The 26588-nt window shown below is 68.4% G+C and carries 27 protein-coding genes and 2 tRNA genes; 12 read left to right on the top strand and 17 right to left on the bottom strand.

Features of this window, described 5'->3' with window-relative positions; all coding sequences use genetic code 11:
* Nucleotides 1–127 precede the first annotated feature (127 nt).
* Nucleotides 128–1414 (top strand): HD-GYP domain-containing protein, encoded by a 1287-nt coding sequence (locus H7F51_RS03805; protein WP_185662877.1) that lies wholly within the window; start codon nt 128–130, stop codon nt 1412–1414.
* Nucleotides 1415–1453: 39 nt separating this feature from the next.
* Here the strand turns inward: H7F51_RS03805 and H7F51_RS03800 are convergent.
* Nucleotides 1454–1538, bottom strand: a tRNA-Leu gene (locus H7F51_RS03800).
* A gap of 119 nt (nt 1539–1657) precedes the next feature.
* A complete protein-coding gene (locus H7F51_RS03795) occupies nt 1658–1939 on the bottom strand; it encodes an integration host factor subunit beta (protein ID WP_185662876.1) in 282 nt (93 codons plus the stop codon).
* Between the two features lie 335 nt (nt 1940–2274).
* Between H7F51_RS03795 and H7F51_RS03790 the strand changes: the two genes are divergently transcribed.
* Both H7F51_RS03790 and H7F51_RS03785 read left to right on the top strand, forming a co-directional pair.
* On the top strand, nt 2275–3891 hold the full coding sequence (locus H7F51_RS03790; protein ID WP_185662874.1) for a peptide MFS transporter: 1617 nt from the start codon (nt 2275–2277) through the stop codon (nt 3889–3891).
* 39 nt (nt 3892–3930) lie between these two features.
* A complete protein-coding gene (locus tag H7F51_RS03785; RefSeq protein WP_185662872.1) occupies nt 3931–4611 on the top strand; it encodes an NnrU family protein in 681 nt (226 codons plus the stop codon).
* Nucleotides 4612–4633: 22 nt separating this feature from the next.
* Here the strand turns inward: H7F51_RS03785 and dxs are convergent, their stop codons facing one another.
* The 7 genes from dxs to H7F51_RS03750 all read right to left on the bottom strand — a co-directional run bounded on the left by dxs (nt 4634) and on the right by H7F51_RS03750 (nt 11952).
* Nucleotides 4634–6556, bottom strand: a complete 1923-nt coding sequence (dxs, locus tag H7F51_RS03780; RefSeq protein ID WP_185662871.1) for a 1-deoxy-D-xylulose-5-phosphate synthase — start codon at nt 6554–6556, stop codon at nt 4634–4636.
* A gap of 50 nt (nt 6557–6606) precedes the next feature.
* Nucleotides 6607–7071 (bottom strand): Fur family transcriptional regulator, encoded by a 465-nt coding sequence (locus tag H7F51_RS03775; protein WP_185662958.1) that lies wholly within the window; start codon nt 7069–7071, stop codon nt 6607–6609.
* Between the two features lie 20 nt (nt 7072–7091).
* Complete coding sequence (gene msrA / locus H7F51_RS03770; RefSeq protein WP_185662869.1) at nt 7092–7769, bottom strand: peptide-methionine (S)-S-oxide reductase MsrA; 678 nt, start codon at nt 7767–7769, stop codon at nt 7092–7094.
* A 1-nt stretch (nt 7770) separates the two neighbouring features.
* On the bottom strand, nt 7771–7971 hold the full coding sequence (locus H7F51_RS03765; RefSeq protein ID WP_185662962.1) for a hypothetical protein: 201 nt from the start codon (nt 7969–7971) through the stop codon (nt 7771–7773).
* Nucleotides 7972–8095: 124 nt separating this feature from the next.
* On the bottom strand, nt 8096–9682 hold the full coding sequence (gene purH / locus H7F51_RS03760) for a bifunctional phosphoribosylaminoimidazolecarboxamide formyltransferase/IMP cyclohydrolase (protein ID WP_185662867.1): 1587 nt from the start codon (nt 9680–9682) through the stop codon (nt 8096–8098).
* A gap of 97 nt (nt 9683–9779) precedes the next feature.
* Entirely contained in the window at nt 9780–10976 is a 1197-nt protein-coding gene (locus H7F51_RS03755; RefSeq protein ID WP_185662866.1) for a M20 metallopeptidase family protein, read from the bottom strand.
* Between the two features lie 40 nt (nt 10977–11016).
* Entirely contained in the window at nt 11017–11952 is a 936-nt protein-coding gene (locus H7F51_RS03750) for a CDP-alcohol phosphatidyltransferase family protein (RefSeq protein ID WP_246447706.1), read from the bottom strand.
* A 335-nt stretch (nt 11953–12287) separates the two neighbouring features.
* Between H7F51_RS03750 and H7F51_RS03745 the strand changes: the two genes are divergently transcribed.
* A complete protein-coding gene (locus H7F51_RS03745; RefSeq protein ID WP_185662864.1) occupies nt 12288–13388 on the top strand; it encodes an inositol-3-phosphate synthase in 1101 nt (366 codons plus the stop codon).
* A 68-nt stretch (nt 13389–13456) separates the two neighbouring features.
* Complete coding sequence (locus H7F51_RS03740; RefSeq protein ID WP_185662863.1) at nt 13457–14203, top strand: NTP transferase domain-containing protein; 747 nt, start codon at nt 13457–13459, stop codon at nt 14201–14203.
* Nucleotides 14204–14467: 264 nt separating this feature from the next.
* Here the strand turns inward: H7F51_RS03740 and H7F51_RS03735 are convergent, their stop codons facing one another.
* From H7F51_RS03735 to H7F51_RS03710, 6 genes are all read right to left on the bottom strand, one after another.
* Nucleotides 14468–14941, bottom strand: coding sequence for a DUF2141 domain-containing protein (locus H7F51_RS03735; RefSeq protein WP_343061192.1), 474 nt, complete (start codon nt 14939–14941; stop codon nt 14468–14470).
* Nucleotides 14942–15029: 88 nt separating this feature from the next.
* The gene (locus H7F51_RS03730; protein ID WP_185662861.1) at nt 15030–16796 is read right to left on the bottom strand and encodes an ABC transporter ATP-binding protein; all 1767 of its coding nucleotides are present in this window, start codon (nt 16794–16796) and stop codon (nt 15030–15032) included.
* Nucleotides 16771–18489 carry an asparagine synthase-related protein gene (locus tag H7F51_RS03725; RefSeq protein WP_185662860.1) on the bottom strand — a complete coding sequence of 573 codons (1719 nt, stop codon included), beginning with the start codon at nt 18487–18489 and terminating at the stop codon, nt 16771–16773. The genes H7F51_RS03730 and H7F51_RS03725 overlap by 26 nt, the downstream gene beginning before the upstream one ends.
* 418 nt (nt 18490–18907) lie before the next feature.
* A complete protein-coding gene (locus tag H7F51_RS03720; protein WP_185662859.1) occupies nt 18908–19381 on the bottom strand; it encodes a lasso peptide biosynthesis B2 protein in 474 nt (157 codons plus the stop codon).
* On the bottom strand, nt 19381–19644 hold the full coding sequence (locus H7F51_RS03715; protein ID WP_185662857.1) for a PqqD family protein: 264 nt from the start codon (nt 19642–19644) through the stop codon (nt 19381–19383). The genes H7F51_RS03720 and H7F51_RS03715 overlap by 1 nt, the downstream gene beginning before the upstream one ends.
* Nucleotides 19644–20489 carry a phosphoenolpyruvate carboxykinase (ATP) gene (locus tag H7F51_RS03710; RefSeq protein ID WP_185662856.1) on the bottom strand — a complete coding sequence of 282 codons (846 nt, stop codon included), beginning with the start codon at nt 20487–20489 and terminating at the stop codon, nt 19644–19646. The genes H7F51_RS03715 and H7F51_RS03710 overlap by 1 nt, the downstream gene beginning before the upstream one ends.
* A gap of 168 nt (nt 20490–20657) precedes the next feature.
* On the opposite strand from H7F51_RS03710, the gene rpe reads away from it, so the two are divergent.
* From rpe to H7F51_RS03685, 5 genes are all read left to right on the top strand, one after another.
* Nucleotides 20658–21320, top strand: coding sequence for a ribulose-phosphate 3-epimerase (gene rpe, locus H7F51_RS03705; protein ID WP_185662956.1), 663 nt, complete (start codon nt 20658–20660; stop codon nt 21318–21320).
* A gap of 3 nt (nt 21321–21323) precedes the next feature.
* A complete protein-coding gene (locus tag H7F51_RS03700; protein WP_185662855.1) occupies nt 21324–23222 on the top strand; it encodes a heparinase II/III family protein in 1899 nt (632 codons plus the stop codon).
* A 289-nt stretch (nt 23223–23511) separates the two neighbouring features.
* Nucleotides 23512–23877, top strand: coding sequence for a PadR family transcriptional regulator (locus H7F51_RS03695; RefSeq protein WP_185662854.1), 366 nt, complete (start codon nt 23512–23514; stop codon nt 23875–23877).
* Nucleotides 23867–24448 carry a DUF1700 domain-containing protein gene (locus tag H7F51_RS03690; protein ID WP_185662852.1) on the top strand — a complete coding sequence of 194 codons (582 nt, stop codon included), beginning with the start codon at nt 23867–23869 and terminating at the stop codon, nt 24446–24448. Before H7F51_RS03695 ends, H7F51_RS03690 begins: the two co-directional genes overlap by 11 nt.
* The gene (locus H7F51_RS03685) at nt 24445–25158 is read left to right on the top strand and encodes a GIN domain-containing protein (protein ID WP_185662851.1); all 714 of its coding nucleotides are present in this window, start codon (nt 24445–24447) and stop codon (nt 25156–25158) included. Before H7F51_RS03690 ends, H7F51_RS03685 begins: the two co-directional genes overlap by 4 nt.
* 35 nt (nt 25159–25193) lie before the next feature.
* On the opposite strand, the gene H7F51_RS03680 is transcribed toward H7F51_RS03685, so the two are convergent.
* Nucleotides 25194–25270: transfer RNA gene (locus H7F51_RS03680), tRNA-Arg, on the bottom strand.
* Nucleotides 25271–25426: 156 nt separating this feature from the next.
* Between H7F51_RS03680 and H7F51_RS03675 the strand changes: the two genes are divergently transcribed.
* The gene (locus H7F51_RS03675) at nt 25427–25819 is read left to right on the top strand and encodes a hypothetical protein (protein ID WP_246447703.1); all 393 of its coding nucleotides are present in this window, start codon (nt 25427–25429) and stop codon (nt 25817–25819) included.
* A gap of 38 nt (nt 25820–25857) precedes the next feature.
* A complete protein-coding gene (locus H7F51_RS03670; protein ID WP_185662850.1) occupies nt 25858–26358 on the top strand; it encodes an MmcB family DNA repair protein in 501 nt (166 codons plus the stop codon).
* 58 nt (nt 26359–26416) lie between these two features.
* Here H7F51_RS03670 and H7F51_RS03665 read toward each other — a convergent pair whose 3' ends face one another.
* Nucleotides 26417–26578 carry a DUF1289 domain-containing protein gene (locus H7F51_RS03665; RefSeq protein ID WP_185662849.1) on the bottom strand — a complete coding sequence of 54 codons (162 nt, stop codon included), beginning with the start codon at nt 26576–26578 and terminating at the stop codon, nt 26417–26419.
* Nucleotides 26579–26588: the final 10 nt, after the last annotated feature.

The raw sequence follows: 26588 nt of genomic DNA, 5'->3' as shown, positions 1-26588 counted from the left end.
TTTTCCACCGGCCGCGAAAAGCGGTCGGTTACGCGGACGTTAGGGGCAACTACGAGGGCCGCGATTGCCGCGCCGAAACCCCATTCGCCCTATCCGCCGGAGAAGGATCAGCAGGCGAAGGCGGATCATGCTCAAGCGAATCGACGTTTCCGACCTCGAGCTGGGGATGTTCGTCCACAAGCTCGAGGGCAACTGGTTCCGTCATCCGTTCTGGAAGAGCCGCTTCGTGCTGGACGACGCGGCCACGCTGGCCACGCTCCAGGAAAGCTCCGTACCGGCCGTGATCATCGACACGATGCGCGGGCTGGATCTACGCCCCACCCCGAGCAACCGGGCGGCAGACCGCGCCGCGCCCAATCCGCGCGGCGGCATACTGGCGCCCGGGGCCCGGCGCGCGGCGCGGATGGCGCGCCAGCCGGAAACGGCGCAGACCGATCTGCGCTCGACCAGGCCGACGCCGATGGTCCGCGAATTCGGCAATGCGGCGCGGGTGGCTGACCGCTCGCGCAAGGTCATCAACCAGGTCTTCCTCGAGGCGCGCCTCGGCAAGGCGATCAAGGCATCCGTGGTCGAGCCGGTGGTCGAGGACATCTTCGCCTCGGTCCAGCGCAACCCCCACGCCTTCAACGGGCTGATGCGCTGCAAGCGCGAGAACGAATTCATCTACCGCCACGGCCTTGCCGTGAGCGCGCTCATGATCTCGCTCGGGAGGCAGATGAAGCTTCCGCCCGAAGAGATCCGCCATGCCGGGATGACCGGCCTGATGCTCGACATCGGGGTCATGCAACTGCCGGTCGACCTCACCGCCTATGGCGGCGACTTCCGCCGGGTGGACGAGCGGATCTTTGCCGAGCATGTCCGCCTTGGAGCCGACCTGCTCGATGCCGGGGGGATACCCGACCCGGTGATCACCGCCTGCCTCGAACATCACGAACGGCTTGATGGCAGCGGCTATCCGCAGCAGCTCGAGGGCGATGCGATCAGCCGGCTCGGGCGGATGGCCGGGATCTGCGACACTTACGACTGGCTGGTGAACGACTCGATCGAGGGAACCGGGCTGGACCCGGCCTCGTCAGTGGCCCAGCTTGGCTTGCTGACCGGCTGTTTCGATGCGGAGATCCTGCGCCACTTCAGCGATACGGTCGGCATCTATCCGGTCGGCTCGGTGGTCCTGCTCTCGTCTGGCCGCCTGGCCATGGTCGTCGGCCAGGAAGATCACGACCCGCTGCACCCGCAAGTGCGCACCTTCTGGTCGGCCGAGACCCGCCGTCCGGTTGCCCCGATCGACATCGCGCTGGCGAGTTGCTTCGGCGAGGACCGGATCGAGGGCACGGCCGATCCCAGCGATCATGGCTGCGACAATTTCGTCGATCTGCGCGAACGCCTGTTCGCCGCGGCCTGCCGCGAGGGCTAAACCAGCCCCGGCCGCCCCACCCTGCGTCAGGCCCGAAACTGGTACGGACGGCGGGACTCGAACCCGCACGAGCAAAGCTCAAGGGATTTTAAGTCCCCTGCGTCTACCATTCCGCCACGTCCGCCCGCAGCCGGACGGGCGATGGCAGATCGCACGGCGCGCTGCAATGGTTGGACTAAGGGCAATGGGTGAGCGGTGGCGCCAAGTCGTTCGCCTAGACCCGCCGCCGATCCGAGCCTGCGCTCAATCCGCGTTGAGGCGGTGGCGCATTTCCTTGCCCGGCTTGAAATAGGGCACGCGCTTGCCGGGCACGTCGACCGTATCGCCGGTGCGCGGGTTGCGGCCCTTGCGGGCCTCGCGTTCACGGGTCGAGAAGGCACCGAAACCGCGCAGTTCGACCCGGCCGCCCTCGGCCAGCCGGCTGGCGATTTCCTCGAAGAACACGTCGACCACCCGTTCGACTTCCTCGGCACGGAGGCCGGGATTTTCCTTGGCGAGCGCGGCCAGCAATTCGGATCGGATCATGCAAACGTCTCCCCTAGGCCGGAAAAGACGCCGGCCCCCCACTGATCGCTGCGGCTGGACGACCCCCATCACCCTGGCTTCGACCGCTCGTCCGCAACCGGACCGGCGATCATTCCGCAGCAGGGCTGAAAGTGACAGAATTGCGGTGCCTAGGCAATGCGGCAGACTTTGCGCAGCGCCGATTTCGTGCCGCAAAGAGACGATCTCGCCCCGGCCGGCCGGGCCGTCCTCCCGCCGGTTCAAAGGTTTGCGCGGCGCCCCGCCGATTTTCGCCTATCGCGGGGCGACTCGCCGGGATAGGCTGGCGCTTTGCGGCAGGCGGCAAGGACGGGCGCATGAAGGACATGACGGCGTGGAACGAGGGCGACTGGATCGCCGCGATCGGGGCCCTGGCGCTGTTCGCCTTTCTCGCCATCGGCGGCATCATCGCGGCGCGGCGCAGCCAGGAAGTGGTGGGCCATCCCCGCGGGCTGTTCGTCCTGTTCTATGCCGAGATGTGGGAGCGCTTTTCCTACTACGGGATGCGCGCCCTGCTGGTGCTCTACCTGACCAAGTTCTGGCTGTTTGCCGATGGCAAGGCCAACCTGATCTACGGCGCCTATACCAGCCTGGTCTACATCACCCCGGTGCTGGGCGGCACGATCGCCGACCGCTGGCTGGGCCAGCGCAAGGCCGTGCTGTTCGGCGGGGTCCTGCTGGCGCTAGGCCACCTGTTCATGGCGGTTGAAGGGGCGCAGGGCCTGACCGATCCGCTGCTCAAGCAGGCCGATCCGGCGATCAACGTGTTCTGGCTCGCGCTCGCCCTGATCATCGTCGGCTCGGGCTTCCTCAAGGCAAATATCTCGGTGATCGTCGGCCAGCTCTACAAGATGACCGACATGCGCCGCGACGGGGCCTACACGATCTTCTACATGGGGGTGAACGTCGGCGCCGCGCTGGGCACGATTTTGGTCGGCTATCTAGGCGAAACCATTGGCTGGTCGTGGGGTTTCGGCCTCGCCGGGATCGGCATGGTGGTGGGCCTGATCATCTTCACGATCGGCAAGCCCGCCCTGCAGGGCCACGGCGAGCCGCCCGCACCGCTGGACCGCCGCCACGAGTGGCTGCTCTACGGGGTCGGCACGGCCTCGGTCGCGGTGATCTGGGCGCTGGTGCAGTGGCAGGACGTGATTCAGGGCCTGCTGATCGTCTCGGGCCTCGCCATGCTTGGCTACACGCTCTACGAGGCCTTCAAGCTCGACAAGGTGGCGCGCGAGCGGATCTTCGCGATCCTGTTCCTGATCGCACTCAACCCGGTATTCTGGGGCCTGTTCGAGCAGGCCGGCGGCAGCCTCAATCTCTATACTGACCGCTATGTCGACCGGCAGGGGGTGCCGACCAGCCTGTTCCAAGCGATCAACCCGATCTACATCGTCCTGCTCGGCCCGGTCTTCGCCGCCCTGTGGGCCTGGCTCGGGCGGCGCGGGCTCGAGCCCTCGGCCCCGGCCAAGTTCGGCCTCGCCCTGGTCCAGGTCGGGCTTGCCTTCCTCGTTTTCGTCTGGGGTGCGCAGGGCGCCGGTTCCGCCCTTACCCCGGTGATCTTCGTCTTCCTGCTCTATCTGCTGCAGACCACCGGCGAGCTGTGCCTGTCTCCGGTCGGGCTTTCGGCAATGACCCGGCTTGCCCCGCTCCATCTTGGCAGCTTCATCATGGGAGCATGGTTCTACATGAGCGCGGTCGGCAATTTCGTCGCCGGCAAGATCGGCGAGGCGACGGGCGGGGAAAGCGGCGAGATGAGCCGCGACCTGACCCTGTCCATCTACACCACGATCGGCTGGGTGACGCTGGGCATCGCCGCCGTGGTCTTGCTGTTTGCCCCGATCGCGCGGCGCTGGATGCACATCGAAAAACTCGCCGGGGAAGAAGCGGAGCGCGCGGCCGCGGCCGGGCTGGAACCGCAGGGCGCGACCTGATACCACCCAAAGATAAGGTAAGTTCAGGGGTATATTGGAATGGAAGAGGGCCTGCTGAAGCTGGCGGCGGCGTGTGTGCTGTTCGTTGGCTCGCACATGGTAATGTCCGGTCCGGTGCGCGCCCCTCTGGTCCGCTCTCTCGGCCAGCGGGGCTTTCTCGGGCTCTATACCCTTGTCGCCATCGTCACTTTCGGATGGGCGATACTCAGCTTTCACCGCGCCGGTCGGGGCACCATGCTGTGGGACGGGACGGCGCTGGTGCCGTGGCTGATCGCAAGCGCATTGACCCTGTTCGCCATGGTCCTGCTGGTCGGGTCGCTGAGCGGCAATCCCGCCCTGCCCGACGCCAATCTCGCCGGCCTGTCGGCGCGCAAGCCCTGGGGCATCTTCCAGGTGACGCGCCACCCGATGATGATGGGCATCGCGTTCTGGGCAGTGGCCCACATGCTGGTCTCGCCCACGGCCCGCACCGCTCTGTTCGACCTTTCGCTCGGGCTCCTCGCCCTTGCCGGAGCGGCGGCGCAGGACCGCCGCAAGCTTGCCCGCAATTCGCGCGAATGGGGGGTGTGGATGGCCCGCACCTCGTTCTGGCCGCGCCCGCGCGGGCTCAGCCGGATCGGCAACCTGTGGGCCGCAGGCCTGCTCGCGTGGTTGGCGGCGACTGCAGCTCACATGTGGCTGGGCGGGATTCCGGCCGGGATCTGGATAGTGCTGAGCTAGCGACGCAGACGACGCTTCGGGATCAGGCGCGGGCTTCTGACACTCCGGCGCTGTTGTGGCGCAGGGCTTTCAGCACTGTATCGACGATGTGCGGGGCGTTGAGCCCGGCGGCGTCATACTGCTTGTCGGGCGAATCGTGGTCCTGGAACAGGTCGGGCAGGCGCATGGTGCGGATCTTGAGCCCGGCATCGGTCAGACCCTCGTCGCTCGCCATGGTCAGGACATGGGCGCCAAGACCACCGATCGCGCCTTCCTCGATGGTGACGACGACCTCGTGCGTGGCCATCAGGCGGCGGATCAGCTCCTCGTCGATCGGCTTGGCGAAGCGCAGGTCGGCGACCGTGGTGGACAGCCCCTTGGCCTCGAGCTGATCGGCGGCCTTGAGCGCTTCGGCAAGGCGAGTGCCGAGCGAGAGCAGGGCGACCTTGGAACCCTGGCGGACGATGCGGCCCTTGCCGATTTCCAGCCGTTCCGGCACCTCGGGCAAGGCCGCGCCGGTACCACTCCCGCGCGGGTAGCGGAAGGCGATTGGGCCGCTGTCGTGGCAGGCCGCAGTATAGGTCATGTGGACCAGTTCGGCCTCGTCGGCCGCGGCCATGACCACCATATTGGGCAGGCTGGCGAGATAGGTGACGTCGAACGAGCCGGCGTGAGTCGCCCCGTCGGCGCCGACCAGCCCGGCCCGGTCGATCGCGAAGCGCACCGGCAGGTTCTGGATCGCGACGTCGTGGACCACCTGGTCGTAAGCGCGCTGCAAGAAGGTCGAATAGATCGCGCAAAAGGGTCGCATCCCCTCTGCGGCGAGCCCGGCGGCGAAAGTGACCGCGTGCTGCTCGGCAATGCCGACGTCGAAGGTGCGCTCGGGGTGCGCGCGGGCGAACCTGTCCACCCCGGTGCCCGACGGCATGGCGGCGGTGATCGCGCAGATCTTCGGGTCGCTGTCGGCCAGCTTGGCGAGCGTCTCGCCGAACACGTTCTGGTAGGCCGGGGGGCCGCTGCTGGCCTTGACCTGCTCGCCGGTGATCACGTCGAACTTCTGGACGCCGTGGTACTTGTCGGCCGCCGCCTCGGCCGGGCCGTAGCCCTTGCCCTTCTGGGTGACGACATGGATCAGGCACGGCCCTTCGGCGGCATCTCGGACGTTTTCGAGCACCGGGATCAGGTGATCGAGATTGTGCCCGTCGACCGGGCCGACATAGTAGAAGCCCAGCTCCTCGAACAGGGTTCCGCCCATGGCCATGCCGCGGGCGAACTCATCGGTCCGCTTGGCGGCGCGGTGGAGCGGCTCGGGCAGGCGGCGCGAGACGCGGCGGGCCAGGTCGCGCAGGCCGAGGAACGGGCGCGAGGAAACCAGCCGGGCGAGATAGGCCGAGAGCCCGCCGACCGGCGGGGCGATCGACATGTCGTTGTCATTGAGGATGACGACGAGGCGGTTGCCGGCCTGCTTGGCGTTGTTCATCGCCTCATAGGCCATGCCCGCGCTCATCGCGCCGTCGCCGATCACGGCGATGCCCTTGCCCGGCTTGCCCGACAGCTTGCTGGCCACGGCAAAGCCGAGCGCGGCCGAGATCGAGGTGGAGGAATGGGCCGTGCCGAACGGATCGTATTCGCTCTCGCTACGCTTGGTGAAGCCCGACAGGCCGCCCGGCTGGCGCAGGGTGCGGATGCGGCTGCGGCGCCCGGTCAGGATCTTGTGCGGATAGGCCTGGTGGCCCACGTCCCAGACCAGCCGGTCGTCCGGCGTGTTGAACACGTAGTGCAGGGCCACGGTCAGTTCGACCACGCCGAGGCCCGAGCCGAGATGCCCGCCGGTCTGTCCGACCGCGGAGATCATCTCCGTCCGCAGCTCGTCTGCCAACTGGCGCAGTTCGCCCGGGGCAAGGCGGCGCAGGTCTGCGGGCGTATCGACGGTATCGAGCAGCGGAGTAGCCGGGTTCGCGGTCATCCCCCGGGCCTTACACGCTTGGCCCGCGCAAGTCGATTGTATCGAACGGCTCAGTCGTCCGAACAGTCGGCGCAGTGGCCGCGCAGTTCGACGACCGGGCGCACGTCGGCGAAGCCCGCCTCGCGCGCGGCGCCGACGAGGGCCCCGGTCAGCCGGTCATCGTCGATGTGGACGGTCTTGCCGCAGGAATCGCAGATCAGGAAGATGCAGTCATGCCGGCAGCCGGGGTGGCTGTTGGCGACATAGGCATTGGCGCTCTCGATCCGGCGGGCGAGGTTGGCTCGCACGAACAGGTCGAGGATGCGGTAGACGCTGTTGGCCGCGACCCGCTTGCCCCGCCCCCTGGAAACCGCTTCGGCCACGTCATAGGCCGAGGCCGGGCGATCCTGCCCCGCCAGCGCGGCAAAGACGTCGGCGCGCATCTCGGTCCACTGTTCGCCCGAAGCGAGCAGCGCCTCGCGCGCGGCATCGACGAGGTTTGTGCCCGAATGTTCGTGATGATGGTGCCCGGCCATGAGGCCGATATAGGAACGGATCAGCCCCGGGTGAAGGCCGGCTTCCACAGCCCCGGGAACATCCGCTTGAGCGCGGCCACCTTGGGGGCATCCCAGAAGCGGATGTAGGGGTGATCGGGATTGTTGGCGGCGAAGTCCTGATGATAGTCCTCGGCCGGGAAAAAGCCCTTGTCCGGCTCGATCCGGGTCACAATCGCGCCGGGCCAGACATGGGCCGCGCCGAGCTGCTTGAGGTAGGCCTCAGCCACGCGGTTCTGCTCCGCCCCGAGCGGGACGAGCGCCGAGCGATATTGCGAGCCGACGTCAGGGCCCTGACGATCAAGCTGGGTGGGATCGGCACCGACCGAGAAGAACACCCGCAGGAGCTGATCGTAGCGGATCACCGAGGGATCGTAGATCACGCGGACCGATTCGGCGTGGCCGGTCCTGCCCGAGCCGACAGTCTCGTATTGCGCCGTGGCGCGGCTGCCGCCCTGATAACCGGAGACCGCGCTGCGCACCCCCTTGAGGTGGCTGAACACGGCCTCGATCCCCCAGAAGCAGCCGCCGGAGAAGATCGCGGTGCTGCGCGTGCCGCTCTCGCGCGATTCAACGGCGGCGGAAGGGGCGAGGACGGCGCGTTCGGGAGCAGCGGAGGCAGGCTGCTGGCAGGCCGCGAGCAGCAGGAGCGAGCCGGCAAGGGCGCGCTTCAGGCCCATGTCAGCGGGCCGGAGTCTCGGCCGGGGCGGCGACCGCATTGGGCACGACATTGGAGGAGAGCGGCGAATCGCCCGAGCCCAGGACCGCCACCAGCGCCAGAGCGCCGAGGACGAACCCGGCGGCAAAGGAACGGTAGAAATCGGCCTTGAACAGTCCCATCGCGGCAAAACTCCCGGCGGCACCCGAAGCGGGTGATGTCACGAGGCCTCCCTGCGCTTTTCGCACCTGCGGTAAAGTGAACGAAGCAGATGAAAGCGACGAATGGAGTGCGGGCAGCGACGAACCGTTCGCCGCTGCCGGACCCCCGGCCCCATTGTCGCCCGCCTCAGTGGCGGAAGTGGCGCATCCCGGTGAAGACCATGGCGAGGCCTGCCTCGTCGGCCGCCTTGATCACGTCCTCGTCACGGATCGAGCCGCCCGGCTGGATCACGGCGGTCGCCCCGGCCTCGGCCGCGGCCAGCAGGCCATCGGCGAAGGGGAAGAAGGCGTCCGACGCCACGGCCGAGCCGACCGCGCGGCTTTCGGCCCAGCCGAACTTGGCGGCGGCCTCGGCGGCCTTCATCGCGGCAATGCGCGAGCTATCGCGGCGGTTCATCTGACCCGCGCCGATCCCGGCGGTGATCCCGTCGCGCGCATAGACGATGGCGTTGGACTTGACGTGGCGGGCCACGGTCCAGGCGAAGAGGCAGTCGGCCAGTTCGCGGTCGGTCGGCGCGCGCTTGGTCACGACCTTGAGGTCGTCGAAGCCGATCGCGCCGTTGTCACGGTCTTGCACCAGGATGCCGCCGGCGATCTGGGCCATGACCTGGCCTGCGCGGCGCGGATCGGGCAGGCCCTGGGTCAAGAGCAGGCGCAGGTTCTTCTTCTTGGCGAAGATGGCGCGGGCTTCCTCGTCGGCGCCGGGGGCGACCACGACTTCGGTGAAGATCTGGGTAATCGCCTCGGCCGTGGCGCCGTCGAGCGGGGTGTTGACCGCGACGATCCCGCCGAAGGCCGAGACGTCATCGCACTGCAGCGCGCCCTGCCAGGCTTCGAGCAGGCTTTCGCCCTGGGCGACGCCGCACGGGTTGGCGTGCTTGACGATCACCACCGAGGGCTTCTGCCCCCGGAATTCGGCGCAGAGTTCGAGCGCGGCATTGGCGTCGTTGTAATTGTTGTAGGACAGTTCCTTGCCCTGCACCTGCTCGGCCTGCGGCAGGCCGGCAACGTGGGGCCCGCGCGGAACATAGAGCGCGGCGTCCTGATGCGGATTCTCGCCGTAGCGCAGCGAACCGGCCAGCACGCGGCTCATCGAGACCAACGGGGCGAACTTCTCGCCAAGGTCGACCCCGGCGAACCACTGGCTGATCGCGGCATCATAGGCGGCTGTGGTGGCATAGGCCTTGGCGGCGAGGCGGCGGCGGAAATCGTAGGTCGTGCCGCCGTTGCTCTCCAGCTCGCCGATCAGTTCGGCATAGTCGGCCGGGTCAGTGACGATGGCGACGAAGGCGTGGTTCTTGGCCGCCGAACGGACCATCGAGGGACCGCCGATGTCGATGTTCTCGATCACCTCGTCACGCTCGGCGCCCTTGGCCACGGTCGCCTCGAACGGGTAGAGGTTGACCACGACGATATCGATCGGGCCGATCGCGTGCTCGGCCATTGAGGCGGCATGTTCAGGATTGTCGCGCACGGCCAGCAGCCCGCCGTGGACCTTGGGATGCAGGGTCTTGACCCGCCCGTCCATCATCTCGGGAAAGCCGGTCAGCTCGGAGATGTCCTTGACCGCCAGCCCCGCCTCGCGCAGCGCCTTGGCCGTGCCGCCGGTCGAGACCAGTTCGACCCCGCGGGCGGACAGGGCCGTGCCGAGATCGACGAGGCCGGTCTTGTCGGACACGGAAAGGAGCGCGCGAACGGGGGTGACGGTGGTCATCGAAAGGGTCCTGCCAATGGTTTTGCCGCGCCCTTAGGCAATATGGCGCGCGAGTCCAATAGCGGGGGCGGCGAATCTGCCCGTGCGGCCGATCGGTTCAGCCGAATCCCTCGGCCAGAAAGCGCAGGGCGAGACCCGCATGGAGCGCGGCGCCTTGCGGCAGGACGGTTTCGTCGACCATCATCTTCGTGGAGTGGATCGAGCAGCACTGTGCCCAGTCGTCGCCCGCTGGGGCCACGCCGAGGAAGAACATGGCGCCGGGAACCTGTTCGAGGACATAGGCGAAATCCTCCGCCCCCATGATCGGATCGGGCAGGCGCAGGAAGGCCTGCGGCCCGAACAGGTCGCGGGCCACCGCTTCGCCGAAATCGACCGCGCGCGGATCGCACAGGGTGACCGGGAAGCCTTCCATGATCGTCACCGTGGCCGAAAGGCCGTGCGCCTCGGCGATGCCGGTGGCGAGCTGGCGGATGCCAGCGTGGAGCTTGGCGCGGTGGCCGGGCGAGAGCGAGCGCATGGTGCCGCGCATCACCGCGCGGTCGGCGATCACATTGTGCGCCGAGCCGGCTTCGATCTTGCTGATCGTGACCACCACCGGGTCGTGCGCATTGAAGCGGCGGGTGACCATGGCCTGGATCGCCTGGACCAGTTCGCAGGCGACCGGCACGGGATCGAGCGTGTCGTGCGGCATCGAGGCGTGACCGCCGCGGCCCTCGATCGCAATCTCGACCTGATCGGCGGCGGCGAGCAGCGCCCCGGCCCGGCCGCCGACCACCCCGTGCGGGGCATTGGGCATGACGTGGAGGGCGAAGGCCGCATCGGGCAGCGGGTCGATCAGCCCGTCTTCCAGCATGAAGCGGGCGCCGTGATAGCCCTCCTCACCCGGCTGGAACATGAACTGGACCTCGCCCGCGAGGTCGTCGGCACGGGCGCAGAGCAGCTTGGCCGCGCCGACCAGCATGGCCGTATGGGCATCGTGGCCGCAGGCGTGCATCCGCCCGGGCACGGTCGAGGCGAAGTCGAGCCCGGTTTCCTCGGGCATCGGCAGGGCGTCCATATCGCCCCGCAGGAGGACGCGGCGGCCCGGCCTGGCGCCTTGCAGCGTGGCGATGAGGCCCGTGGTGGATGGTCCCTCGCGCCATGACAGGGGCAGGCCGTGCAGCGCATCGCGCACCTTGGTCGCGGTCTTCGGGGTGTGCAGGCCGAGTTCGGGTTCGGCGTGGATCGCGCGGCGCAGGGCGACGATCCCGTCGGCCAGCTCATGGGCATCGGCTAGAAGCGCATTATCGGGCATGGCGCGATGATACGCCCCCTGCCCGCCCTGTCGAGGCCGATCAGGCTGAAATCCCCGCCGCGATTCGCTGGGCTGCACGGTTGTGGGCGACGACCGAGACCACCAGCAGCAGGTTGAGCAGGATCGACTGGTAGACGAAGTACCAGAACGGCCCGCCCGCCAGCATCGACAGGCCGAGTACGATCGCGCGCGGGTTGGGGCCGAGAATCTTGCACAGGCGCAGCAGCGGCGGTGCCTCGGCGCGGACGGCCTCGCGAATCTGCGCAAGCCGGGCCGGATCGTCCTTGGCGGCGGCCACGGCCTCGTCGATCTTCAGCGCGTGAGGGGTCATGCCGCTGGCGAGCGCGAGGTAAAACGAGACGATCCCGCCGAACAAGCTCTTGCCGGTGGCCGAATCCGCTCCGTGGTTCATCCGGATCCAGGTCGTGCCATAGACCCACCACTGGTATTGGCGACGCTGCACCTCGACGTGGTTGGACTGGATGATATGGCTGATGCCCGCCGCCCACATCCACAGGTAGGGGTGGCTGAGCGGGTAACTCTCGGGGGCCATGGCGTGGGCCAGCAGCCAGCCGAGGGTGAGGTACATGACCACGTGGCTGGCGTAGTCGCACAGCCCGTCGACCATTTCGCCGACCGGGCTGGAGCGGCCGGTCAGGCGGGCAAGATCCCCGTCCGCGCCGTCGACCACGTGCCAGGTCATGTGCAGGATCAGGCCGAGCAGCGGCGCGGCGGGCCAGGCCAGACCCAGCCAGATGGGCTGGGAATAGACCACGGCGGCGGCGATCACGAAGCAGCCGCCGATCACCGAGACCATGTTGGGGGTGAGCGGCGTGCGCGCGAGCAGCCGGGCCAGCTGCCAAGCGAGCGGATGGTAGAGGTAATGATTGAGCCCGTCCTGCAGCTCGCGCGGGCGCTGCGGACGCCTGGGCGGCGCGCCGTTCATCGCATTCCCCGCCTCACCCGCTTGCGCCATCTGGTCCCCCTCTGTAATTCCGCGCGCAACAACCGTGCCGCCCGGCCCAAAGTGGGCCTTGCGGGACCTTCGCCCCCCCTATAATCAGCAATGGGGCCTCGGGGGAAGCTCGGCGCGCTCGCCAGTCGATCGTGCCGGGTTCGGTTATGTTGACGGAAAGGTAAACACGAGCGTCGCGAGCGCGGCAGGTCTGGACGGGCATGAACGGGCGCAGATTTGCGCATTTCCCGGCCATACTCTATGGCGGTCCATTGCCAGCACGACAGAATTCAACCAAGGATGCCGGATTGCCGAGGGCAATCGTGTACGTGTCCACCTGAAGGGGTGTAAGTTTGATGAAGCCAATCAAGGTTGCCGTGATCGGCGTGGGCAACTGTGCCAGCTCGCTGGTCCAGGGCGTAGCCTACTACCGGCAGAACAATTCGTCCGAAGGCCTGATCCATGACGTGATCGGCGGCTACGGTGCGGGTGATGTCGATTTCGTGCTCGGCGTCGACGTCGACAAGCGCAAAGTCGGCAAGGACATCGCCGAGGCGATCTTCGCCGCGCCGAACTGCACCGCCGTGTTCCAGGGCGACGTGCCGGCCACCGGTGCCAAGGTCATCATGGGCAAGATCCTCGACGGCGTGGCCGAGCACATGACCGGGATGGGCGAAAAGGGTTTCATCCTCGCCAGCGAGCCGGAAGCCACCAAGGAATCGATCGTTGCCGCGATCAAGGCCTCGGGCGCTGAAGTGCTGGTCAACTTCCTCCCCGTCGGTTCGGAAACGGCCACCGAGTTCTACATGGAATGCGCCCTCGAAGCGGGCGTGGCCGTGGTCAACTGCATGCCGGTGTTCATTGCCAGCCGCCCCGAATGGGAAGCCCGCTTCCGCGAGAAGCGCATCCCGATCGTGGGTGACGATATCAAGGCCCAGGTCGGCGCCACGATCGTCCACCGCGTGCTGTCCAGCCTGTTCGCCGCCCGCGGCGTGACCGTCGAGCGGACCTACCAGCTCAACACCGGCGGCAACACCGATTTCATGAACATGCTCGATCGCCAGCGTCTCGGCTCCAAGAAGGAATCGAAGACCGAGGCGGTGCAGGCCATGCTGGCCGAGCGCCTCGAAGACGAGAACATCCACGTCGGCCCGTCGGACTATGTTCCGTGGCAGAAGGACAACAAGCTGTGCTTCCTGCGCCTCGAAGGTGCGCAGTGGGGCAATGTCCCGATGAACCTCGAACTGCGCCTCTCGGTCGAGGACAGCCCGAACTCTGCCGCTTGCGTGATGGACGCCATCCGCTGCTGCAAGGTCGCGCTGGATCGCGGTGACGGCGGCGCGCTGATCGGGGCCTCGGCCTACTTCTGCAAGCACCCGCCGCAGCAGTTCAACGACGATACCGCCGCCCAGATGGTCGAGGAATATATCTCGACCAACGCGCTCGCGGCCGAATAAGCTCGCGCGAAACGAATCGAAAGGGGCCGGTCAACAGCCGGCCCCTTTTCCGTTGAGAGGACCAGACTGTGGATGCGGTCATCATTGCGGCCGGGTTCGGCAGCCGCCTGCGCGACCTGTCAGATTCCAAACCCCTCACCCCGGTCGCGGGAATCCCGCTGATCGAACTGGGTGTGCTCCAGGCCCGCGCCGCCGGGGTGGAGCGCGTCACCGTCGTCACCGGGCACGAAGCGGCCCGGGTCGAACAATTCCTCGCCGACCTGTCCCGCCGCACCGGCGTCGAGGTCCATGCCCAGCGCGTGGCGGACTGGTCGCAGCCCAACGGCTTCTCGGTCATCGCCGGGGCGAATCGGGTCGCCCAGATGGGCGGGTCCGACTTCCTGTTGATGATGGCCGACCACATTTTCTCGGCCGAAATCCTTTCCCGCCTTGCCCAGGTCGGTGCCCCGGACCGCGGCGTGACCCTCGCCACTGACCTGCGGGTGGACAGCCCGCTGGTCGATCCCGACGATGCGACCTGGGTCAAGACCGACGGCCATGGCCGGATCACCGCGATCGGCAAGCACCTGACCGACTACGACGTGGTCGATTGCGGCGCCTTCCTCGCCACGCCCGAACTGCCCGAGGCGATCGCCGCGGCCATTTCCGCCGGCAAACCCGGCAGCCTCTCCGACGGGATGCAGGCGCTGGCCGACAAGGGCCGCGCCGCGACGATGGAAATTGCCGGCGCCTGGTGGCTCGACGTCGACGACCCCCGCGCCCACGCGCTGGCCGAGGCCGAGGCCCCTTCACGGCTGGTCCTGCTCTACCGCTGACGCGCTTTTTCCGCGAAGCGGTTTAAATCGGATATTTGAAGTGTTTATGCAGCGGTTAATACCCCTGCACCCCATGCCGTCTCCCGGCGCCGGGACCGTGCATGAGGCCGCCTTTCGCGCTGCCCCCGCGCCGGAAGACGGCTCGGGGTCTGGGGCCTTAGTTTACCCTGAGCGGCCGGCCTGCCGGCCAGCCGAAGGGGCCCCAGAATCACTCTACTTCCCTCTGCTTCGTTTTTCCTGCGCTTCGCGCGAAAAATCCCGATCTCAGGGATACTTCATGCGGATGCGCGTCACGAGGCCCGAGCGCGGGATGCTGAGGCGGACCGACTTGAACGAGGGCAGCCCGGCGAGCGTGCTCGGGTTGTTGGAGAAGCCGTAGCCCTCGGCCGGCAAGCCGATCGCCGTGCGGTTGAAGGCCTGGTCGGCGTTTTCGTCGTGGTAGATGGCGAGGGCATAGACGCCCGGCTTGGGCACGAAAATGCAGCCCGTGGTATTGCCCTCACGCGCCGGGACGCGGCCGACGTAGAGCGAGCCGCCGCGCGCGAGGAACTTGCGCGGCTTGTCGGCATAGAGGGTGATCGCGACCAGTCCCTGGCTGCTCCGCACCCCGTCGACCGAGACGTCGATCCAGGTGGCGCTGGGCTTTCCGGTGCAGCCGGGCCGAGCCAATTGCGCCGAGGCGGGAGCGGCCAGTGACGCGGCCACGAGAGCCGCAGGATACAGGGCTTTGAGGATCACGCGCTTCCACATCCGTGTTGTGGGACTACCGACGACGCACCGCTCGCCCCGTTGCGAAGGGGAACCTTGCGCAATTCGTCGCTCAAGTTCAACCCCTTGCCGCAAACGTGCCGTCGCAGACCCGCCCGGCGGCGAGCGTGATCCGCCGCTCGGCCAGTTCGGCAAGGGCGCCGCGGTGGCCGATGATGACGATGGTCAGGCTGCCCTTGAGGCGGCGGATCGCATCGGTCACGGCGGCCTCGTTGGCCGAATCGAGCGCGCTGGTCACCTCGTCGAGAATCAGCAGGTCGGGCGCGCGGAGCAGGCCGCGGGCAAGCGCGATGCGCTGGCGCTCGCCGCCGGACAGGCGGGCGCCGCGATCGCCGACCACGGTGTCCAGCCCTTCGGGCAGGGCCAGGGCGAAATCGGCAGAGGCTGCGCGCAGGGCGGCCGCGATCGCCGCCTCATCGGCTGCCGGCGCGCCCCAGAGCAGGTTTTCGCGCAGCGAGGCATGAAACAGCACCGGCTCCTGCTGCACATAGGCGACCCGCTCGCGCCATTGCCGGCGTGCAGCCCCGCGAATCGGCGCTTCGCCGACCCGCAATTCGCCTTCATCGGGAGCGATCAGGCCGCAGAGAATATCGGCCAGGGTCGACTTGCCCGCGCCGGAAGGCCCGAGCAGGGCCGTGATCGAACCAGGCGGAAGGTCGAGGCTCACGGTATCGAGCGCAGGTTCGGCCCGGGCGGCATGGCGCACGGTGACGCGTTCGACGACGATCGGCGGCAGGTGAGCCGGAATGGCCGCGACCGGGGCCTGCGCGCGGCCGCCTTCATGCTCGGCAGCGGCCTCTGTGCGGTGGACCAGGTTCACCGCGTCGACCAGCGCCGGGCGGGCATGAGCCCAGTTCTGCCACGATTCCTGCACCAGCCCCAGCAGCGGCAGCGCGCGGGCGAAGAGCGCGACCGTGGGGATGACCGCTGCGGCGCCCATGCCCCAGCGGCGCACCGCGAGCCAGACCACCAGCGCCAGCAGGGCCGCCCCCGCGCCCTGGAAGGCGAGGCGCGCGAGGCCGGTATCGCGCCCGAAGGCATATTCCGCGCGGCGCGTCCGCGCGAAGGCGTCGTCCAGCCCTTCGAGCGCCGCCTGCTCGCGCCCGAAGCTCTTGATCAGGCGCAGGGCGCCGAGCCCCTCGATCAATGCGGCGTGGACGTTGCTGTAAGCCTCGCCCAGTTCCTGACCGAGCAGGCCGGCCCGGCGGCGCAGGCCGCGATAGGCGAGCAGGACGAGAACGCCGCCAACCCCGGCGAGGATCACGATGGCCGGAGCGATCGCCAGCCCGGCCAGCGCGATCGAGCCAAGCGTGGCGGCATTGGCGAACAGGGCGATCAGCTGGCGCACGCCGTAGCCCACCCGGTCGATGCTGCTGATGATCAGGCTGCTCGCATCTGTCTGGCGCAGGGCCGCGATGGTGCGCCAGTCGCAATGCACAAGGGCGGACCAGGCGCGGTGGCGCAGGCCGTCGATCGCGGCGGCCTCGAACCGCAGTCCGGCCAGATCGCGCGCCATGCCGAGCGCGGCGCGCAGGGTGACGAGCAGCACGAACAGCAGCAACAGTGGTTCGAGTTGGACCGGGACCCCGACCGCTGCCAGGGCGGCGCCCATCCGCCCGGTAAGGCCGGTGGCCGCCGCCCCCGTGTCGAGCGCGGCGAGCATCGGCACGAGCAGGACCAGCCCGGCCCCCTCGGTCAGCGCGGCCAGCGCGGTGAGCAGGCCGAACAGGACGACCGGCCCCGCCAGACGGCGGCGGCCGACCACGGCGAAGAGGCCTTCGTCGCGGGGCGGCAGGGGTTCAGAAGTCGTTACGGCCTTCAGCATAGCAGACGAAGCTAGCAGCGGTCAGCGCGCGGGTCATGGCAAAGGCGCGCGGCAGGGCTTGCGCCTTGTCGAGCGGGGCAACCTCGGGCCAATCTTCCAGCAGGCCGTTGAGGCGGTCGATATCGAGCATTTCGCCCAGCACCGGATGGTCGCGCAGCCGTTCGAGCGATTCGGCCAGTTCGGCGCGGCGGCGGCCGAGCTGCACGTGCCAGTCCGGATGGTGATTGCCCTGCCGCCTCTCGGTCCGCTGTTTTTCCGGGATCCGTCCCTCGGCCATGCGCCGGGCAAGCCAGCGATCCACACCTTCGTGGATGTACTGGCGGGTCGGCACGCCCAGGCAGAATTCGATCAGCGGCCGATGGGCGGTGATGTCGCGGCGGCGGATTCCGTAAAGCCGTTCGAAGGCGAGATCGAGATCCTCGCCGCTGTCCGCGCTTTCCCATATCCGCGCGATGAATTCGGCCCGCGAACGGGGATAGTGGTAATCGTCCATCAGCGCATCGGTGCCGCGTTCACGCGCGCGCTCGGCCTGGGCAGCGCGCGCCGCCGGGCTGAGACCGCTGACGTTGGACACCGGATCACCGTCGCCGGGATGGACCAGCCGGCGCAGCGCCACGCGCAGGCGGCGCGGCACGAGGGGCAGGATCGAGAGGGCCAGCACCTTGCGCCAGAGCGGGCGGCCGTCACCGCCGCGCTGCGCCAGGGCCTTGGCGAGTTGCCGCCATTTGCCGCGCTTCAGGTATTCGACATAGGACCAGCGACCATCGTTGCTGATCGTGAAATTGCCGAATTCGGCATTGAACAACCAGTCGCACCCGGCGGTGCGGGCCATCTGCCAGGGCCCATGATACTTGCCGGTATTCGCGACATTGGCGGTGGGCAGGTCATTGGCGCGCAGGATGTCGCGCAGCCCGGTGTCGAACTGTCCGGTATTGTCGAACATGGCGTCGATCCGCGGATGCATCGCGGCGAAGGCCTCGACATAGGGCCGTTCGTTGCCGAACTGGGTGGACTGGTTTCGCCCGTCCCACGCCGGATCGGGGCAGAAAGTGAAGGTCGCCAGCCGCCGTTCAGAGGGCAATTCGCCCAGCAGGGCGGTGGCGCACATGGCGCTGTCGAGCCCGCCCGAAAGCATCAGGCCGGGACGGCGGCAATCCTGCAGGGCCAGACGGGCCGAGCGGGCCAACAGATCGTGCGCGGCGGCGACATAGTCCTCGTCGCGCGGCAAGTGCACCGGCGTGACGCGGTGCGGATCGTAGTAGGGCGTTATTTCGGCGCCCTTGGCCGACAGGACGATACGGGTCCCGATCGGCACCCGGCTGACCCCGCGATACCACCCGACTGTCTGCAGCGGCCGATGATCCTGCACCAGCTGGTCGGCGACGAATTCGTAATCGACCTCGCGCGGATGACCGGCCTCGAACAGGACGCGGATAACCGACGAGGCCATCGCCCTTTCGGCGGAATGGACGAAGTGCAGCGGAGGGGCCGACCAGGGGGAGCGGGCCAGACGCAGGCGGCCATCGCCCAGGCTGGTGATGGCGGCGTAGGTGCCGGTGAGCTTGAGGTCGGTTTCGTCACCCCAACGCGACAGGGCGAGATCGTAAAGCCTGGCAGGGTTGCGCCCCGCGCCATGGGCCTCTGCGCCCAACTCCTCGATCAACGTGTCGAGATCGTCGAGCCAGCCGTGCAAAACCGTGTTCGGGCCGACCCACCCGGGACCGACCGCCGCGGAACCGGCGCCGCCCTTACGAAATGCGGCGGCCCTGAAGCCGCCGACATCATGTTCCAGCGCAATATCCGGCGCCGCCAGGCATCGCAGCGGCGCGGCATACCTGGTTGGATCGGGTGCCCCAACCGGGCACCAGCTCAAGTATGCCGCAATCACCGCGCTATGGCTGGTGCCTTACGAGTGAGCGTTCGGGCCAGCCTGCCCACCGCTGCCGGTCGGCCCAGCGACGTCCTTGACGGTGCCGAGCTTGTTGAGCTTCGGTGCGGTCCAGGTCTTGGTCATACTCGTCTCCAATCCATTATTGCGCCATCTTACACTACGTAGATGCCACAGTTCGCAAGCGCGGTAAAGCACCGTTAAGCGCTTCTGCGGCAAGTATTTAGCCGCATTGCAACGCCAGAACGGTGCGATGCGGTAACGGTAACTCGCCAATAACTATATCTGTTCCGGATATAACCCAAGCGTGAAGATCATCGACCGATCCGCGCTGTCCGGCGGGCAGGATTCCGATCATCAGGCGGCTCGCGATTCGGCGGCGGCGCAGCATCCATTGCAGGGCCATCGCCCGGGGCAGGCACTTCAGCTCGAGCGGCAGAAGCCGCGCCGCGCGCTCCACCGCGCGGCCGGCGCGGCGACTGCGCAGGGCCTGCTCCTCGCCGGGCGCGGGCATCGGGGCATCGGGCGGAACCCGCTGGCCCAGCGTGGACTGCCACCGCGCGAGGGGGACGAACGAGACGAGCAGCCGTGCCGCGACCAGCCACAGAGCTGCTTCGGCAACCCGCGCGCGGTGACGGCGGCGCAGCGCGGCCGTGCCCGGCGGATCAGACGGTGACGGCCGCTCAGCCAGAGACATCAGCCAGAGACAAGGCCGGCTGCGGCGAGTTCGTCGAGAAAGGCATGGGCATCGGGCGCGATCGCCTCGGCCGGCGCTTCGAACTCTGCCGCGAGGAAGCCGACGATCTGCGAGCGATCGCGCACCCCGTCGATCGCGGCCCAGACCGCCCGCGCCGTCCCCTCCAGCGAAAAGAAATCGCCGTCCGATATCCGCATGAGGATCAATTCATCATCAACCTCGGTTTCGACGAAGTTGCCCGTATTCTTGCTGACTGCGCTCATTACCCAACCATATCCGATATATTTTCGGCAAGGTAGCGCGTTGCCGCCCAGAAACCACCCCTGTCCTTCGGCCGCACGAACCGCGCCATGGCGGCTTGCCGGGCGATGCGCGCGTGAAGGGCGAAGCGTTCGGCCCGGCCATGGCCGCTCGCCGCGTCGAACAGGGCGCGCGTATAGTGATCGTCGTCGAGCCGGGCAATCTTCTCCCCGCCGCCGAGCGGCAACAGGCACGGCGCCTCGCCGCCCGCGCCCTCCTCGAGGAAGACCAGCGCGCCCAGCGGCAACGGCTCAGCCACGTCGCCGCCCGCCGGAGTGACATAGACCTTGGGATAGGCCGCGCTGACCCGCTCGAGAGGCTCGCTTTCGGTGAGTTCGGCCGCGTCGCGCCACAGCTTCATCCGCTTGTGCCCCGGCAGGCAGGTGATCGCCCCGTCCTGCCCGAAATGGAGCAACAGGGTATCGTCGCAGAACAGCAGCAGGCCGAGCCGCGAGAGCCCGGCGACAAGGGTGGATTTGCCCGCCCCGGCCGGCCCGGTGAAGGCCGCGACCTTGCCGCCGACCGCGACGGCCGAGGCGTGGAGCGGCATCAGCCCGTTGATCGCGGCGACCGCGGCATAGACGCTGCCGTTGAGGAACAGCTCTTCCTCGTCCGGGTCGGCCGGCCCCGGCTGCCGCTCGACCGTGACCCCCTCGCCCTTGCGGTAGTGGAAGGCGAGGCCCGGTTCACGCAGGACAAATTCATCGCCGCGCAGCAGGTGCTTGCCCACGGCCACCGACGACCCACCCAGCGCCGCGGGGACAGGCCCCGGCCGCAGACGCATCTCCCGCGCCATCAGATCGATCATTGCGCCCCCGTCCATCGCGCCAAGGCCTAGAGGCCCTTCCGAATCGGGTCAATCGGCGGCACAAGGCCCTGTTCGCTGCCACGGCAATGTGGAAAAGCGCAGGTTCGGCGGTTGCCGCCCTCCCGGGGGGTGGATAGGGCCAATCCACCAGAGAAAGTGCTCATGGCCATGACCGTCCCGCTGATCTCCCCCTCCATCCTTTCCGCCGACTTCGCCCGGCTTGGCGAAGAAGTGCGCGCGGTTGACGCCGCCGGGGCGGACTGGATTCATATCGACGTGATGGACGGCCACTTCGTGCCCAACATCACGATCGGCCCGATGGTGGTGAAGGCCCTGCGCCCGCACAGCACCAAGACCTTCGACGTCCACCTGATGATCTCCCCGGTCGATCCCTACATCCAGGCCTTCGCCGAGGCCGGGGCCGACATCATCACCGTGCACCCGGAAGCGGGGGCCCATGTCCACCGAACGGTCCAGCTGATCAAGTCGCTGGGCAAGCAGGCGGGTGTTTCGCTCAACCCGGCCACCCCGGCCAAGATGCTGGACTACCTGATCGACGAGATCGACCTGGTCCTGATCATGAGCGTGAACCCCGGGTTCGGCGGGCAAAGCTTCATTTCCAGCCAGCTGCGCAAGATCGAGGCGGTGCGCAAGATGATCGACAAGTCGGGCCGCGAAATCCGGCTCGAGGTCGATGGCGGGGTCGATGCGGTCACCGCGCCGCAATGCGTGGCTGCCGGGGCCGACGTGCTGGTGGCCGGTTCCGCCACCTTCCGCGGCGGACCCGATCGCTATGCCACCAATATCGCCGCGCTCAAGGGACTGGGCTGAGCGATGACCGACGCCGGCCTGCGCAGGATCGCCGAGGACGGCGCCGACGCACGGGCCGGACAGGACGGCGCCGCACCTGGCGAAGACTTCGCGGCGGTTGAAGCCGGCGCCCCGGCCCTGCCCCTGCACCATGATCCGCGCGAGGCCGGTTCCGGCGCGGCGGACGAGATCCCCGAAAGCGTGGTCGAGCCCGGGCGCATGCTGGCGCTCACCGATTTCTCCCCGCCCTCATTGTCGGCGGGCGAGCGGCTGATGCGGCTGGCCTATGGCCTCGGCCTGCGCGGACAGGTGACCGGATCGTTCCGCAAGCCATCGAAGAAGCGCCTGCTCGCCACGGTGCTCAATCCGCTGCCGGGCGACAAGGTGGCCGGCACAGCCCTGCGCGCGGGCCATTTCCTGCTCCACGGGGTCAAGCTGCCGATCGCCCAGGCCGAACTGGCCGGGGTGGCGCGGATGACCCCGCCGCTGGCGCGCCATGTCCACGGCTTCACCTGGCTGGCAGACCTCGAGGCGGCGGGCACGCGCGAGCAAGGCGCCCCGGTGGCCGAGCGGATTCTTCTCGCCTGGCTCGACGCCAATCCCGCGCCGCCGCCCAAGCCCGCCAAGGTCGGGGCCTGGACCGTTTCGCTTGCCGGTACGCGCCTGCTGTCGTGGCTGGTCCACGCCCCGCTGATCCTTGCCGGGCCGCTGCGCACCCGCACCCTCGTCGCCATGGCCGCCCAGGCCCGCTGGCTCGACAAGCGGGTGAACCGGGGCGAGGACCTGATGGCCCAGCTGGCCGGCTGGTGCGGAATCGTGGCGGCCGGGCTGCTTCTGCCCGATGGGAAGGCGCGCCGCCTCTATGGCGAGGCCGGGCTGATCCGCACCCTCGGCGAACTGGTCGGCGACGATGGCGGAACGCTGGCGCGCAGCCCGCTCGCCCAAATCGAGGCGATCGCCCTGCTCGTGCGCCTTTCGGCCTGCTACCGCGCGATCCGACGCGAGCCGCCCGCCGCGATCCAGGGCATGCTCGGCCTGCTGGTGCCGCCGCTGCTGGCGCTCACGCACGGTGACGGGTCGCTCGGTTCGTGGCAGGGCGGATGGGCGATCGGCGGCGACGAGGTGGCACGACTGGTCGAAGCGAGCGGCGTGCGTACCCGCCCGCTGCGCGACGTGCGCCAGTGGGGTTACCAGCGGGTCGTGGCGACCAAGACCGTGCTGCAATTCGATGCGGCCCCGCCGCCGATGATCAAGCATGCGCGCGCCGGCTGCGCCTCGACCCTGGCCTTCGAACTCAGTCATGCCGGGCACCGGCTTGTGGTCAATTGCGGCGGCGGCGCGGCGGCGGGCGGGCTGATCCCGGCCCGGCTCGAACAGGCCCTGCGGGCCACGGGCGCCCATTCCACCCTCGTCATCGACGATGCCAATTCCACCGCGGTCCTGATCAACGGGCGGATCGGCGGCGGCGTCTCCGAGGTTGAGGTCGACCGACGCGCCATTCCGGGCGAGCGCGGCGCGGGCGCCACCCGGCTCGAGGCCAGCCACGATGGCTATGCCTCGCGCTATGGCCTGACTCACCGCCGCATCCTGATCCTGCGCGACGATGGCACCGAACTGCGCGGCGAGGACCTGCTGGTCCCCGCGCGGGGCAAGGGCGCGCGCGGCAAGGTCTCCTTCGCCATCCGCTTCCACCTCGGCGCAGGGATCGAGGTTGGCCTCTCGCCGGACAGGCAGGGCGTGGGCCTTGCGCTCCCCGACGGCACCTACTGGCAATTCCGCGCCGGCGGCGGCGAGGTGGTGGTCGAGGATTCGCTCTGGGCCGACGCCCAGGGCAGGCCGGTGGCGACCCAGCAGATCGTCGTGCAGGGCATGGTCAGCCGCGGCGGCGGGACATTCTCTTGGCTGTTCAAGAAGATGGGCTGAGGCCCGCCGCTTCCCACCGGGCGGCGGCCTTTATGATTTTCTCATAAGAACAGTGGTCCATGCAGGGGTTAATACCCCTGCGCCCCCGATACTGCCGGCGTTTCCTGACCATGCATGGGCGCGTGTTCCGGCAGGGCCCAGCCTTTCGAGCGGCTTCTTTCTTTATTTGAAGCCGACTGCGCGGGAAGCACATTCCGCCCTCCTCACCCAGCCTACCGCACTTAGCACGGTATCTTGCATTCGCAGGTAGCTTGCAATATCCAGTCTCCATCCACGGGAGACCGATTCGATGTCCGAAATCGAAATCCAGCTGAAGAAAGGGGTGCTGGGGCTCTGCGTCCTGGCCCTGCTCTCACGCGGGGAAAACTATGCTTATGACATCGCCAGCCGGCTCGCCGACGCGGTCGACATGGGCGAAGGGACGATCTACCCGCTGATGCGCCGGATGCAGGCGGACGGGCTGGTCAGCACACGGCTCGAGGAATCGCCCGCCGGGCCGCCGCGCAAGTATTACCGCATCACCGAAACCGGGCGCGCGCGCCTGGCCGAGCAGCTTGACGAGTGGCGCGGTTTCACCGCCGCGGTCGAGGCGCTGATCGGCGAGGACGGGCCATCTCTTTCCGTCGGGGAAACGGAGACCAGCCATGAAGCGTAACGAATTCATCCGCCGCCTGCGCGCCGGGCTCAAGGGCATGACCCCGGCCGACGTCGAGGAAATCGTGGCCGACTACGAGGCCCATTTCGAGGCCGCGGCCGAGGACGGGCGATCGGAGGAGGAGGTGTCCGACGCGCTCGGCAATCCCTCGCGCATGGCCCGCGAACTGCGGCTGGAGGCGGGGATCAAGAGCTGGGAAAGCGAGCGGACGCCGTCCTCGGCCTGGTCGGTGATCCTGGCCTTCCTCGGGCTCGCGACGATCGACATCCTCGTCCTGCTGCCCATCGTCCTGCCGGTGCTCGGCGTATTCTTCGGGCTGATGGTGGCGACCGTGTCGGTCTTCATCGCCGGCGGCTTCGTGCTGGTGGCCGGGCCGTTCAGCGGCTTTCCGGGCGGCGCACTGGTTGCCGTGCTGGCGGGGCTGGGGCTGATGGCCGCGGCCGTCGCGGCGGGAGCCCTGCTTGGCATCGTCGGCACCTGGCTGGTCAATGCCGCCAAGTGGTTCGGGCGGCTGCACTACCGCCTGATCGAACCCGCCATTCGCGGCGAAACCCGGGGAGATGTGGCATGATCCGCAAGCTGCTGATCGTTTTCGCCAGCGGTACGCTGGTTTCCATCGCCGCCTTTTCGGGGGCCTGGATTGCGGGCGGACCGGGCCTGCGCGACGAGTTCGCATCGGGCAAGTGGAACTGGGTGATGTCACACCACCATCGCGACCGGGGCCCGCGCACCGTGCGCATCCTGCCCCTGGGCGCAAGCCCGAAGCTGACCGCGGACATGCCGCTGCGTTTCGAATTCCGCAGGGGCGAGCAGACCGAGCTGCGCCTCGAAGGGCCGGCCGAAGTGGTGGGCCGCGTCGCGCTCGACGGCGGACGGCTGCATCTTGGCGGAGAGGAGCGCTACGGCAGCGACGGCCTGCGCGTGTTCCTGACCGCGCCGCAAGTGCCCGAACTCGATTTCCGCGCCCCGGCCGAGGTTCGCCTGCGCGGGCTCGACCAGCCGGAACTGCGCCTGCGCGCTGCCGGCGCGGTCGATCTCTCGGCCGAGGGCCGCGCGGCGCGCCTGTTCGTCACCACCGACGGGGCGGGCAATATCGATCTCGACCATCTTGAGGGCGAGGATGCCACGGTGCGGGTCAACGGCGCCGGCTCGGTCTCGCTCGCCGCCACCGGCTCGGTCGATGTCGAGGTCAACGGGGTCGGCAATGTCGAACTCAAGCGCAAGCCCCGCCTGCTGCGCAGCCGGATCAACGGGATCGGCACGATCGACCGCGACTATTGAGCCGGGCCTGCCGTTTTCGGTCTTGCTGTGGAGAGTGGTGCACCCGACAGGATTCGAACCTGTGACCTCTGCCTTCGGAGGGCAGCGCTCTATCCAGCTGAGCTACGGGTGCGTGGGATGGGCGCCTAGCAGGAAGGTTGCGGGGAGGCCAGAAGGAATTCGCACGGAGCGCGCAAGGCCCACCGCATCGGCACTGCAACGGCTCTGCAACAGCACTGCACCGCTCCGTTTAGGCATTTGGCAAGGGGCGCCGGGCTAACGGGCGGGAATGAGCACCAAGCCGCCCGATTCCCAACAGGCAGCCCGGCCCCGCCCTGACGGAGGCGCGGAGCTGGGTGGGCGCTGGCTGGGGCTGCACGACGCGGCCGGAGTGGTCGCCGCGCTGGCGGGACTGCCGGCGCCGACCGTTTCGCCCGAGGCGCGGAATTTCCCGCAGGCGATCGCCCAGGCCGGGGGCTGGCGGCTGGTCCATGCCCGCGAGGGCGTGGCCGACCTTGCCGCGATTCTCGAGACCGGAATCCGCGCCCTGCTGGCCGTCCATGCGCGCGGGACGCCGGCGGCCGTGCCCGCCCGGGCGCTGTGGGACGAATTCGTCGCCGCGCGGGACGCCCTGCTGGCGCTGGCACCGCCCGGATCGCTCGAACGGCGCCCTATCGCCTGACCCTTGCGAAGTTCATGCTATGTTCCTATGATAAGGACATGGCTTCGCTTCCGATTCCCCCAGCATCGCCGATTGACAGCGCCGAGGCCCAGACCGCCCGGATGGTGGCGCGCGGGATTGGCCGGCTGTTCGCGCGCAACGACATCTGGTGCCTGCCCGAAATGCCGCTGCGCTCGGGCCGCCGCGCCGACCTGATGGGGATCGACGCCAAGGGCCACGTGATCATCGTCGAGATCAAGGTCAGCCGGGCCGACCTCTTGGGCGACGGCAAGTGGACCGACTATCTCGATCACTGCGACCGCTTCTTCTGGGGGCTAGCGCCCGGCCTCGACCGGGCCTGCATGGAGACCGAGGCCTTCCGCCCGGCCGACTGCGGACTGATCGTGGCCGATGGCTATGACGCCGAGATCCTTCGCCCGGCCCCGCTGCTGCCGCTGGCCGCCGCGCGGCGCAAGGCGGAGATCGAGCGGCTGGCCCGGGCCTCACTGCGCCGGCAGGTGGTGGGCTCCGATCCGGAATGTGCCGGGTGGGGCGGGTAATCCGGAGAGGTTGCTGGCCCTCCCCCGGCCCCTCCCGCTTGCGGGAGGGGAGTTTTGGCTAGGCCCTTCGATCCGGCAGGGCGGCAATGATGGCTCGGCGGCCCTCCGCCGACAGGTCTCGCCATGCGGCTATTTCATCCAGCGTGCGCCTGCATCCCGCGCACAGACCGCTGGGCGCGATCCGGCAAATGCCATTGCAGGGGGAAGGCGGATCATCCATCGCCCCTTCT

This window comes from Novosphingobium flavum (genome assembly GCF_014230315.1).
In the GTDB taxonomy this organism is placed as follows: Bacteria; Pseudomonadota; Alphaproteobacteria; order Sphingomonadales; family Sphingomonadaceae; genus Novosphingobium; species Novosphingobium flavum.
The sequence above is the reverse complement of the archived record's forward strand: the minus strand, read 5'-3'. Positions and strand labels throughout refer to the sequence as shown.